The following is a 12,043-nucleotide window of genomic DNA, read 5'->3' on the forward strand; positions in this document are numbered from 1 at the left end:
GTGCGAATTTTCATCCCAGGCAGGGAGAGGATAATAGCTTTTTTAAATAATTAAGTCTTTGATAATGAAATGCCATATCATCAAAACCGCACTGGCTTTGAGTTTGCTGGCGCTCTTGGCAGCCTGCGGCGGCGGCGGCGGCGATACGCCGACCGTGATCGCGCCCCAGCCGCCGACGCCGCAGCCGGCTCCCGAGATCACGCTGAGCGCCCCTGCGGAACTGGTGCTGGCCGCCGGCAAGCCCGTGACGGTGGACGCCAAACTGTCCATTCCAGGCGCCATCAGCTGGACGCTGAATCCCGCTATCGGCACACTGAGCGGCAACGGCAACAGCGCGGTCTACACGCCGCCGGCCACGCTGGCCGAAAAGATCCGGGTTACGGTGCTGGCCACCTCGGGCAGCAGCGCCAAGTCTGTCAACATCATGGTGTATCCGAATCCCGGCACACCGGGCATCAGCCTGGTGGCCGGCAGCGGCGCCGGCAAGGTGGTGGTGGATGGCCAGGGCACGGATGCGCGCCTGCGCAACGTCAGCGCCATGGTGGCCGACGACCAAGGCAACGTCTATGTCAATGACGCCAATGTGCTGCGCCAAGTGACGCCGGCCGGCGCGGTGCGCACCATCAAGGAGTTCACCCTGCAGACCAGCGACGGCTCCACCACTGGCTACTTCCCGCAGCTGCAAGGCATCGCCTATGCCGATGGCAAGCTGTATGCCGCCACCGCCTGGCGAGGCACGCTGAGCATCCAACGGGTCGACAGCAAAGGCGGCGTAAGCAAAGTAATCGAGCTGCCCGCGCGTAAAGCCGCGCCTGGCGGCATGCTGGCCGACACCGGCGGCCAATTCTATCTGCGTTACGAGAACGATATCGTCAGGGTCGCGGCCGATGGCAAGGTGACGGTACTGGCCGGCCGCGAAGGCGCCAGCGATGGCGTCGACGGCGCGGGCGAGACAGCCCGCTTCCGCGCCCTCCGCGATTTCGCCCTTGACCAGGACAGCAATCTGTATGTGCTCGACAGCGCCAGCGTGCGCAAAATCACGCCAGGCGGCCAAGTCAACATCGTGGCCGGCACCCTGGGCGCCGGCAATGGCGCCGCCGTCAACGGCGACGGCGCCGCGGCGCGCTTCGGCAATCCGCAGTCCTTCGCTTTCGACACGCTTGGCAAGCTGCTGATCCTCGATCGCAGCGGCGCCACGCCGACCGCCTTCGCCATCCGCACGCTGACGGCCGAAGGCAAGGTAAGCACGCTGCTCAAAGGCAGCGATCCAGCCGCGGGCAGCGCCAGCTCCGTGCTGCGTGTCGGCAGCGGCGGCGCCGTCTTCATCGGCGCGGGTGGCCGCATCGACAGCGTCAAAGCAGGCGGCATCGGCGCGCTGGCCGGCATGGAGGATAGCAGCGCGACGTCGGTCGACGGCGTCGGCAGCGCCGCGCGCTTCGAGCGTCCCGCTTTTCTGGCGGCCGATGGCGCCGGCAATCTGTATGTGACAGATATGTTGAGCCGCAATAGCGGACCGGATAAAGTCACCACCCACCTGGTGCTGCGCAAGATCACGCCGAACGGCACCGTCAGCACCGTGGTCAACCAGTCGGTGGGCACCCCTTCCGGCATCATGGCCGACAGCGCGGGCAATATCTATGTCGCCACGTATGCACCCGGTCGCACCGATTCCAAGCCGCCTTACAGCGGCGCGCTGTATCGCGTCACGCCGGCCGGCGTGCTGGAACTGGTGGCAGGCCAGCCGGTGGCCGCGCCCGAACTGCGCGATGGCCCCGGCCTGCAAGCCCGCTTTAATCAGCCGTATCTGGATGCCATCGATGCCGAGAATAATCTGTATGTGCAGGATAAGGATCCTGCCAGCGGTAAAACCGTGTGGCGCAAGATCTCCCCGAATGGCGTGGTCAGCACCCTGGACCAGTGGCATGGAGTGCAGATGAAGGCGCCCGATGGTCTGGTCTATAAATACAATCTGGTCGGTCAGATCGTACGCGTGAACGCCGACGGCAGCAATACGGAGCTGACCAATCACGGTCTGGGCGCGACCGAAGCCGGCCCCCTGCCCGGCCGCCTGTCGCCGGTCGGCCACCGTCCGGTGCCGTATGGCCCCTATGCGCTGGCGGTGATTGCCGGCTCAGCCATCTATAAAGTGGTGCTGCCGCACTAAATCGGGTGCGGCAGGGCCATGGCGGCGGTACGGCGCAAGCTGCACCGCCGCTTGTCTTTGCGCAGCGTCACATAAGGTAAAATGTGCGTTTTTGCGGCGTCGCAGCGCCGTCCGCAACTGACCGTATACTAATTAGTAGGCTTACCATGCTAGACAACCTGACCCAACGCCTTGCCAAGGTCGTCAAGACCATGCGCGGCGAGGCCCGCCTGACCGAGTCCAACACCGCCGAAATGCTGCGCGAGGTGCGCCTGGCGCTGCTCGAGGCCGACGTCGCCCTGCCGGCCGTGCGCGAGTTCATTTCCAAGGTCAAGGAAAAGGCCCTGGGCGAAGAAGTGATTTCCTCGCTGACGCCGGGCCAGGCCCTGGTCGGCGTGGTGCAGCGCGAGCTGGCCGCCATCATGGGCGCCGACCTGGGCGCCGAAGCGGCCCAGCTCAGCTTCGCCCAGCAGCCGCCCGCCATCATCCTGATGGCCGGTCTGCAGGGTGTGGGTAAAACCACCACCGTCGGCAAGCTGGCCAAATACCTCAGGGAAGAGAAGAAGAAAAAAGTGCTGACCGTGTCGGCCGACGTGTACCGTCCGGCCGCTATCGCCCAGCTGCAATCGGTGACCGGCCAGGTCGGCGCCGATTTCTTCCCCTCCACCGCGCAGGACAAGCCGGTCGACATCGCGCTGGCCGCGCTGGACTGGGCCAAGAAGCATTACCACGATGTGCTGATCATCGACACCGCCGGCCGCCTCGGCATCGACGAAGAGATGATGCGCGAGATCGCCGCCGTGCACGGCGCGGTCAAGCCGGTGGAAACCCTGTTCGTGGTCGACGCCATGCTGGGCCAGGATGCGATCAACACCGCCAAGGCCTTTAACGACGCCTTGCCGCTGACCGGCATCGTGCTGACCAAGCTCGATGGCGATTCGCGCGGCGGCGCGGCGCTGTCGGTGCGCCATATCACCGGCAAGCCGATCAAGTTTGCCGGCGTCTCGGAAAAGCTCGACGGCCTGGAAGCCTTCGACCCGTCACGCATGGCCAACCGCATTCTGGGCATGGGCGACATCCTGGCCCTGGTGGAAGAAGCGCGCAAGGGCGTGGACGCCAAGGCGGCGGCCGACCTGGCGGCCAAGATCAAGGTCGGCGGCAAGTTCGACATGAACGACTTCAAGGCCCAACTGGGCCAGATGAAGAAAATGGGCGGCATGGCCAATCTGATGGACAAGCTGCCGGCCCAGTTCCAGCAAGCGGCCGGCAACGCCAATATGGACCAGGCGGACAAGCAGGTGCGGCGCATGGTCGGCATCATCGATTCGATGACGCCGATGGAGCGCGCCAAGCCGGAGCTGATCAAGGCCGCGCGCAAGCGCCGCATCGCGGCCGGCGCCGGCGTCCAGGTGCAGGAGGTCAACCGCATGCTGAACCAGTTCGAACAGATGCAGACCATGATGAAGAAGCTGTCCGGCGGCGGCATGATGAAGATGATGCGCAGTATGAAAGGCATGATGCCCGGCATGCGCTGACCGGCCTTCCCGCCTTTGTCCGACACTCCGAAGCCGCCTGCGCGCACCGCGCCAGGCGGCTTTTGCATAGGGCGTTTGCGGCGCGGCGGCGCGGCGGCCCTGCATTGGCGGGGTTTACGTATCGTTTCCGATGAAAAAAGCGAAAAATGCTTGCATAGTAGTCAAAACCCCACCAATATTAGCCGTGCGAACGATTTGCGCAATTTTCCATGTGTTTGTTAAGGAGGCTCGAATATGGCAACAGCCAAGAAAACCCCAGCAGCACCAGCAAAAAAGGCCGCCGCCAAAGCGGCTCCAGCCAAGAAGGCCGCTCCGGCCAAAGCAGCAGCCAAGCCAGCAGCGAAGAAAGCAGCACCCGCCGCACGCAAACCCAACGCAGCCTTCATGAAAGCGATGACGCCATCGAGCGCACTGTCTGCCGTGGTAGGCGCGAGCCCCCTGCCGCGCACCGAAGTGACCAAGAAGGTATGGGACTACATCAAGAAGCTGAATCTGCAGGATCCGGCCAACCGCCGCATGATCAACGCCGACGACAAGCTGAAAGCTGTGTTTGGCGGCAAAGCGCAAGTATCCATGTTCGAGATGACCAAGCTGATCTCCGACCACCTGAGCTGATCGCCTGGACTACTCCAGCCAAACGCCCCGGCACTGTCCCGGGGCTTTTTTTCGCCCCTACTCCAGCCCGTGTCCACCCTGGTGCCTGGCACCAAGGTGGACACGGGCTCGGCCATAGCGGCGGCTTACAGGCCGGCTGCGGCGCGCATCAGGTCGAAGACGCGGGTGTTTTCGAGCGTGCCTTTGAAGGCGGCCGAGCCGGCGCCCGCCGCGTAGAGCTTGACGTCGCCGCCGCCATGGGTTTCGCCGCGCAGGCGCACGCCCGTCTCCTGGTGGTAGTCGTCGGCGCCGGCTTCGGCGCTGCCGACGTCGGCCCGCTGCGCCGGACGATTCGGGCCGTTGCCGAAAACCAGGGTGGTGAAAGTCTTGCCGTCGGCGTCGAGCAGAGCTTCGCCGCTTTCGCCGCGCACGATGTCGAGAATGGGATTGCCGCGCCGCGCATTGCCGTTGAAGGCCAGGGTGTGATCGTGATCGGCGGTGACGACGATCAGGGTGTTGGCCAGGCCGGGATCGAGCTGCTTCATTTGATCCAGCGCGGTCTGCACGGCGTCGTCGAAGGCCACCGTGTCGACCAGGGCGTGCTTGACGTTGGAGCCGTGCAGGGCGTGATCGATCTTGCCGCCTTCGACCATCAGGAAGAAGCCTTTCGGATTCGCGCTCATTAACTCGATGGCCTTGGCGGTCATCTCGGACAGGCTGGGCTGGGTGCCGCCTTCGCCACGCGGCGGGGTGGCGGTGCGGTCCAGTTCATATTCCAGGTGATCTTCCTTCGCGTACAGGCCGACGAATTTCTGGCCGGGGCGGGCCACCGACATTTCCATCTTGTTGCTGGCGACGGCGTAACCCTGGGCCGCGAATTCGGCCAGCAGGTCGCGGCCGTCGGCGCGGCCCTTGCTGTTGCTGGCCGCGTCGTAAGGCGTGAAGTGGTGGCGCCCGCCGCCCATCAGCACATCGAGGCCGTCGCCCAGCGCCGGGTTGTAGCCCGCGCCGCCCGGCACGGCCTGCACGGCGATGGCGTAGCCGCTTTGGCGGTGGCAGCTGTGGGCATAGGTCGATGCCGGCGTGGCGTGGGTCGCTTCGGTGGTGGTGACGGCGCCTACCGAGCGGCCGGCGGCCTTGCTCAGTTCCAGGATGGTGGTGGCGGCCTTGCCGTTGCCGCTGGCGCAGGTGTCGATGGTCAGGTTGCCGCGTTCGTCCTTCCGCGGCATGCTGGCCTTGGTGTCGGAGGACATCGAGATCACTTCGTTGTTGATCTTGATGCCGGTCATGTAGGAGCCCATGGATGGCGCGCTGTCCGTGGTTTGCGCATCGTTCGAATAGGTCTTGATGCGCGCCGTGCGTTCCAGCCGCTCGAATTTGAGCAAGCCTTCTTCGCCATACTGGAAGATGCGCGCGGCCGTGATGGCGGTCGGTCCCATGCCGTCGCCGAGGAAGAAGATGATGTTCTTGGCCGGCGCGGCCGGCGCCGCCTGCGCCGCCGTGGCGCTCAAGGCCAGCAGCAGGCCGGGAATAAGGGCTTTCTTCATATATCTCCGCGGCGGCTTACCAGCCGGCCGCATTCCGTATCAGGTTGAACACGCGGGTGTTGTCGATGGTGCCGCGGAAGTCTTCGGCGCGCGCGCCGATGGCGCCCAGCCAGACGTCGGTGCCGCCCGGCGTGGCGCTGCCCGGCGCGGTGCGCACCACGGCTTCCTGCGCGTAGCCGCTGGCGCTGACGGTGGCGTCGTCCAGCGCGGGGCCGCTGTTGCGCGGACCTTGCACGCGCTTGCCGCCGCTGCCGAAACCGATGATGGTGTAGGGCGCGCCGTCCAGATCCTTGGCCTGCTTGCCGTCGCCATAGCGCTTGAGCAGTCCCAGCACGCCGGGTTCCTGCAGCGTGGTTTTGCCGGTGCGCCGGGAATAGCCGTTCAGCACCAGAGTGCTGTCGTGCGTCGAGGTGGCGACGATCAGGGTGTTTTTCAGGCCGGGATCGCGGCGCTGCATCTCATCGATGGCCGCTTGCAGCGCCTGGTCGAAAGCCTGCACTTCTTCCAAGGCGGTGCGGGCGCTGGAATCGGCCAGCGCTTTTTCGATATGGCGGTTGCCCACCACCAGCAGGAAGCCCTTGCCGTTGCTGGACAAGCCGGCGATGGCGCGCTGCGTCATCTGCGCCAGGCTGGGTTGGCGGCTGGCGTCGCGCGCGCTGCCGGCGACCAGCGCCTCGTCGGCGAACAGGCCAAGCAGGCGCTGGCCGGCGGCCGGTTTCAGCGCATTCAGCTCCGTCAGATTCGTCGCTTGGACATAGCCTTTGGCGCGCAGCTCGGACAGCAGGTTGCGGCCATCGACGCGCTGGCCGAAATCGCGCGCACCGCCGCCCAGCACCACGTCCAGGCCACTGCCGAGCGCCGCGTTATAGCCTGCGCCACCCGGCGTCAGCGCGGCCGCGGCCGACTGCGCCAGCCCGCCCGCCTGCGCGGCGGCCGGACGCAGGCCCGTTGGACAATGGTGGAAATAGCCGGCCGCGCTGAACGCATCGGTCACGCTGCCGTTGCTGACAATGCCGGCCGCCAAGCCGCGCTGTTTGGCCAGCTCCAGCAAGGTCGGCACGGCACGCGCCTGCGGCGTGCCGCAATCGCTCATGGCCAGCACGCCGTTCGCCGTCTTTTCCCCGCTCAGATAGGCCGACATCGCGGCCGCGCCATCGCTGGCCTGCATATTGGCCGAATAGGTTTTGACATACGCCGCTTCCGGCAAGGCGTCCAGCGCCAGCTGGCCTTCCTCGCCGACGGCGAAGATGCGCGCCGCCGTCATGGTATTGATGCCCATGCCGTCCGCCACGAAGAGCAGGATGTTTTTCGGCCCTTGCGCCGACTGCGGCTGGGTGCTGGCGCAACCCGCCGTCAATGCGGCCAATCCCATGGCGGCCGCCCACTTCAACACCATTCCTGCTCCTCTTGTCAGACAAAGTCTGCAATCTTAGCGGAAAATGGCCTAAGTTTGATGTACGGGAGGGATCAGCGCGCAGCGACGGCGGATGCCGCGTGCTTCCAGTTATTCCAGGCGGCCAGCACGGCGTTCGGGTATTCAGGACGTCCCCGGCTGCCGTTGTAGCGGCCCAGAGCGAGATAGAGATTGCCGCCTTCCATATCCAGATACATGCGCAGGATGGCGCAGCCGTAGCGCAGATTGGTCTGCATATTGAACAGCTTGCGGCGGTCGCTGTCGCCGATCACATTGGTCCAGAAAGGCATGACCTGCATGTACCCGCGCGCGCCGACAATCGACACGGCGTATTTGCGGTAGGCCGATTCCACCTGTATCAGTCCCAGCACCAGTCCCGGATCGAGGCCGGCGCGGCGCGCCTCATACCAGGCGGTTTCCAGGAATTCGATGCGGCTCTGCGCGTCGGGCAGCTTGCGCTTGAGGCGCTCGGACATCTCGCCCAGCCACTGCTCGAAGCGCAGGCGTTCGGAGGGATTGCTGAAACTGGGCTTGGGCGGACGCGCATCGTGGATGGCGTTGGACAGCGCCACGCGCACCGAGTCGCCCAGCGCTTCCTCCTTCTGGTTGCCGGCGTGGGCCGGCGCCGCCAGCAGCCCGGCGCCCAGCGCCAGCACCGCGGCAGTCCGTGGCAGAGCGGCGAACCGCCCTTGCCGCAGGCGGGACAGCAAGGCGCGCGGCAGGCGGTTCATCCTCAAGCTCACTGCTGGATCTTGCCCTTGACGAAGGACACGATGTCGGCCAGGGCCACGGCGCTGGCTTCGGCATCGCGACGGCCCTGGTATTCCAGATTGCCTTCCTTCAGGCCACGCTCGCCGATCACCACGCGGTGCGGCACGCCGATCAGTTCCCAGTCGGCGAACATGGCGCCTGGACGCAGGCCGCGGTCGTCGACGATGACGTCGATGCCTGCCGCTTGCGCCGCCGCGTACAGCTTATCGGTTTCCTCCTTCACCATCTCGCTGCGGTCGTAACCCATTGGGCACAGCACCAGTTCGAACGGCGCCAGCGAAGTTGGCCAGATGATGCCCTTGTCGTCGAAGTTCTGCTCGATGGCCGCGCCCAAGATGCGGGTGATGCCGATGCCGTAGCAGCCCATCTGCAACGGCGCCGGTTTGCCGTTTTCGTCGAGGAAGGTAGCCTGCATGCTTTCCGAATAGGCGGTGCCCAGCTGGAAAACGTGGCCCACTTCGATGCCGCGTTCGATGGCCAGCACGCCCTTGCCGTCCGGCGAAGGATCGCCTTCGACCACATTGCGCAGGTCGGCCACCAGGCTTGGCTCGGCCATGTCGCGGCCCCAGTTGGCGCCGGTGAAGTGGAAGTCCACCTCGTTCGCGCCGGTCACGAAGTCCGACATCAGGGCCACGGTGCGGTCGGCCACCACGGTGACGGGCGCCTTGGTGCCGATCGGACCCAGATAGCCTGGCGCGCAGCCATACACTTCCTTGATCTCTTCTTCGGTCGAGAAGCGGTAAGGGTTCAGGCCCGGCACCTTGCCGGCCTTGATTTCGTTCAGCTCATGGTCGCCGCGCAGCAGCAGCATGAAGTACTGCTTGGCGACCTTGCCGTCCACTTCCTTCTCCGAGGTCAGGGCGATGGTCTTGACGGTGGTTTTCAGGTCGATCTTCAGCTGGGCCGCCACGTCCTCGCATTTCGAGGCTTTCGGGGTCGCGGTCTTGGCCAGCGCGGCGCCGGCGGCGGCGCGGCTGCCGGTGGCAATCGCCTCCGCAGCTTCCATATTCGCCGCGTAGTCCGAGCTTGGGCAGTAGACCAGGGCGTCCTCGCCGGTGCCGGCGATCACGTGGAATTCATGCGAACCGGTGCCGCCGATGGCGCCATTGTCGGCCGCCACGGCGCGGAACTGCAGGCCGAAGCGGGTGAAGATGCGGGTGTAGGCGTCGTACATGATCTTGTACGATTTCTGCATGCCTTCCAGGTCGCGGTCGAAGGAGTAGGCATCCTTCATGGTGAACTCGCGGCCGCGCATCAGGCCGAAACGAGGACGGCGCTCGTCGCGGAATTTGGTCTGAATGTGGTAAAAATTCAACGGAATTTGACGGTAGGATTTAATTTCACTACGGACAACATCCGTGATCACTTCCTCGGAAGTGGGCTGGAAAGCATAGTCGCGGCCATGGCGGTCTTTAATGCGCAGCAACTCCGGCCCCATCTTGTCCCAGCGCCCGGTTTCCTGCCACAGCTCGGCCGGTTGCACCAGCGGCATCAGCAATTCAACGGCTCCCGCCTGATTCATCTCTTCGCGCACGATGGCTTCGACCTTGCGGATGACCTTCAAACCCATCGGCATATAGGTATAGATCCCCGAGCCGAGGCGCTTGATCATGCCTGCGCGCATCATAAGTTTGTGGCTAACAATTTCCGCGTCGGAAGGCGCTTCTTTGAGGGTTGAAATAAAAAATCGGGATGCACGCATGACGATGAATTCTTTTTAAAAAGAGAGGGTTATAATCAACCTAATTTTAAAGGATTAGCTGGCTGATGCGTCCAATCTTTATACAAATGCGTGCATTTACGGGTCCTCCGGCCGCTTTCGTACCCCGAAAGCCGGGTTGGCGGGCCATTTTGTGGGCAAAAATGTAAGAAGGACGCGCTGCCGCAGAAAGTTTGAGGTGCAATATGCTCGATCGGGAAGGGTTTCGCCCCAACGTCGGCATCATCCTGCTCAACGCCCATAACGAGGTGTGGTGGGGCAAGCGGGTGCGCGAGCACTCATGGCAGTTTCCGCAAGGCGGCATCAAATACGGAGAAACGCCCGAGCAGGCGATGTACCGGGAGTTGGAAGAGGAGATAGGTTTACGTCCCGAGCACGTGAAAATTGTGGGACGCACGCGCGACTGGCTGCGTTACGAGGTGCCGGATCATTTCATCAAGCGGGAAATCCGTGGCCACTACCGCGGCCAGAAACAGATCTGGTTCCTGCTGCGCATGTGCGCGCGCGACAACGACGTCAATCTGCGCCTGACCGACCATCCGGAATTCGACGCCTGGCGCTGGCATGACTACTGGGTGCCGCTGGACGTGGTGATCGAATTCAAGCGCGAAGTCTACCAGCGCGCCCTGCAGGAGCTGTCGCGCTTCCTGACCTGGCCGCCGCACGGCAACCGCCACACCTCGCGCTACCTGCGCCAGCCGCATGGCCAGCGCCAGGGCGGCAGTGGTGGTAACGGCAGCGGCGGCAACCGCAACCAGCAAGCGGCGGCGCAGATCGCGGCGCCCTGCGAAGAAGCCGGCCTGATCGTCCCGGCCGAGAAGTAGGCGAGAACGGACAGCCCAGGCTGTCCGTTTTTATTTGCGGGTACAATAGCAGCCCCTGTTTTGCCGTTCCAGCCGCCGCCTCATGTTCACGCCCTCCTCCCACGACGTCCGCCGCTTCTTCTGCGAAGTATTGCGCAAGCAGCGCGCGCGCGAAATCCTGACCCCGCTCGAAGCCATGGCCCAGGACTGGGTGCAGCAGCACCCCGAATACGAGGAAGCCTTGAGCGACGTCGAAGCGGCCATCGCGCGCGACTACTCGGTCGAAGGCGGCCAAGCCAATCCCTTCCTGCACCTGTCGATGCACCTCTCGATCGCGGAGCAGGTCTCGATCGACCAGCCGCGCGGCATCCGCGACGCCTGCCAGGCGCTGGCGCGCAAGCTCGACTCCGAACACGAAGCCCACCACATCATCATGGAATGCCTGGGCGAGATGATCTGGACCTCCCAGCGCCGCGGCCTGCCGCCCGACGGCGCCGCCTACGTCGAGTCCATCCGCCGCCGCCTTTGACAAATCGCAAACAATGTCCACCCTGGTGTCAGGCACTAGAGTCGGACATTTTTTGATCTAGATCAGTAAATGTCCTACCTTGGTGCCTGACACCAGGGTGGGACATTTTTTGATTTGGCGCAAACAATAAAAAAGCCCGCGAGTTGCGGGCTTTGTCTTTGCCGGGACGGGATCAGCGCGAGATGACCAGGGTGCCAGGCAGGCTGTGCAGATAGGCGGCGAGGTCTTTGATGTCCTGGTTGCTCAGCGGCTTGACCTGGCCGGTCATGATGGCATTGCTGCGGCCGTTGGCGCCGTCGCCGCGCTTGTAGGCGGTCAGGGCATGTTCCAGGTAGTCGCGGTGCTGGCCGGCCAGCTTGGGATAGCTCTGGTCGATCGGGCTGTTGAAGTCTTTGCCGTGGCAGCTGGCGCAGTTGTATTTGTCGGCCAGCGCTTTGCCGGCGGTGACGTTGCCGGCGGCAGCGGCGCTCAGCGAGACGGCGGAGCAGAACAGGGCGATCGTCAGTTTTTTCATCATGGCTGGCCTCATTTCTGCTTGGTGGCGGTTTGCTGCGAGTAGTACGCGGCGATGTCGGCGATGTCCTGATCGGACAGGCTGACGGCGATGCCCTTCATCGAAGGATGCTTGCGCTCGCCCTTCTTGTAGCCTTGCAGCGCGTTTTCAATGAATTTAGCGGACTGGCCACCGATCATCGGCACCTGAAACACTTCCGGGAACGTCGCTTTGTAGCCTGGGATACCGTGGCAACCGATACACATTTCGATCTTGGCTGGGGCGGCCTTGGCGTTTCCAACGATGTCCGCCGCAGCGGCAGCCTGGGTGATGCCGGCGAGCACGAGGAGTGCAAAGAGTTTTTTCATGGTGTGGGTATGGATCCGTGGGGATTAGTTCCAGTAACGCAAATTTATTTTAAGAAACCTTGATCTATGTACTAGCAATTCGCGATTCTAACCTAGGAAGATTCATACCGTCCACATTAGAACTAC

General features: G+C 63.9%; 11 protein-coding genes. 5 read left to right on the forward strand and 6 right to left on the reverse strand.

Annotated features, from left to right (window positions below):
- Positions 1-64: 64 nt before the first annotated feature.
- From FHS03_RS17995 to FHS03_RS18005, 3 genes are all read left to right on the forward strand, one after another.
- Entirely contained in the window at positions 65-2,164 is a 2,100-nt protein-coding gene (locus FHS03_RS17995; protein ID WP_183442325.1) for an NHL repeat-containing protein, read from the forward strand.
- Positions 2,165-2,310: 146 nt separating this feature from the next.
- Complete coding sequence (gene ffh / locus FHS03_RS18000) at positions 2,311-3,678, forward strand: signal recognition particle protein (protein WP_183442327.1); 1,368 nt, start codon at positions 2,311-2,313, stop codon at positions 3,676-3,678.
- Between the two features lie 234 nt (positions 3,679-3,912).
- Positions 3,913-4,293: an SWIB/MDM2 domain-containing protein gene (locus tag FHS03_RS18005; RefSeq protein ID WP_082219691.1), complete on the forward strand. Its 381-nt coding sequence runs from the start codon at positions 3,913-3,915 to the stop codon at positions 4,291-4,293.
- Between the two features lie 125 nt (positions 4,294-4,418).
- Here the strand turns inward: FHS03_RS18005 and FHS03_RS18010 are convergent, their stop codons facing one another.
- The 4 genes from FHS03_RS18010 to FHS03_RS18025 all read right to left on the reverse strand — a co-directional run bounded on the left by FHS03_RS18010 (position 4,419) and on the right by FHS03_RS18025 (position 9,706).
- A complete protein-coding gene (locus FHS03_RS18010) occupies positions 4,419-5,819 on the reverse strand; it encodes an alkaline phosphatase (protein ID WP_183442328.1) in 1,401 nt (466 codons plus the stop codon).
- A gap of 16 nt (positions 5,820-5,835) precedes the next feature.
- Positions 5,836-7,215, reverse strand: a complete 1,380-nt coding sequence (locus FHS03_RS18015) for an alkaline phosphatase (protein ID WP_229426271.1) — start codon at positions 7,213-7,215, stop codon at positions 5,836-5,838.
- Between the two features lie 71 nt (positions 7,216-7,286).
- Positions 7,287-7,964 (reverse strand): lytic transglycosylase domain-containing protein, encoded by a 678-nt coding sequence (locus FHS03_RS18020; protein WP_183442330.1) that lies wholly within the window; start codon positions 7,962-7,964, stop codon positions 7,287-7,289.
- 8 nt (positions 7,965-7,972) lie between these two features.
- On the reverse strand, positions 7,973-9,706 hold the full coding sequence (locus FHS03_RS18025) for a proline--tRNA ligase (RefSeq protein ID WP_183442331.1): 1,734 nt from the start codon (positions 9,704-9,706) through the stop codon (positions 7,973-7,975).
- A gap of 203 nt (positions 9,707-9,909) precedes the next feature.
- Between FHS03_RS18025 and FHS03_RS18030 the strand changes: the two genes are divergently transcribed.
- Together FHS03_RS18030 and FHS03_RS18035 are read left to right on the forward strand one after the other, a co-directional pair.
- Positions 9,910-10,548 carry an RNA pyrophosphohydrolase gene (locus tag FHS03_RS18030; RefSeq protein WP_229426272.1) on the forward strand — a complete coding sequence of 213 codons (639 nt, stop codon included), beginning with the start codon at positions 9,910-9,912 and terminating at the stop codon, positions 10,546-10,548.
- An 82-nt stretch (positions 10,549-10,630) separates the two neighbouring features.
- Positions 10,631-11,056, forward strand: a complete 426-nt coding sequence (locus tag FHS03_RS18035) for a DUF1841 family protein (protein WP_183442333.1) — start codon at positions 10,631-10,633, stop codon at positions 11,054-11,056.
- A 172-nt stretch (positions 11,057-11,228) separates the two neighbouring features.
- Here FHS03_RS18035 and FHS03_RS18040 read toward each other — a convergent pair whose 3' ends face one another.
- Entirely contained in the window at positions 11,229-11,570 is a 342-nt protein-coding gene (locus FHS03_RS18040; protein WP_183442444.1) for a c-type cytochrome, read from the reverse strand.
- A gap of 11 nt (positions 11,571-11,581) precedes the next feature.
- Positions 11,582-11,917, reverse strand: coding sequence for a c-type cytochrome (locus FHS03_RS18045; protein ID WP_050411531.1), 336 nt, complete (start codon positions 11,915-11,917; stop codon positions 11,582-11,584).
- Positions 11,918-12,043: the final 126 nt, after the last annotated feature.

The sequence above is a fragment of the Pseudoduganella violacea genome (genome assembly GCF_014191875.1).
In the GTDB taxonomy this organism is placed as follows: domain Bacteria; phylum Pseudomonadota; class Gammaproteobacteria; order Burkholderiales; family Burkholderiaceae_D; genus Rugamonas; species Rugamonas violacea_A.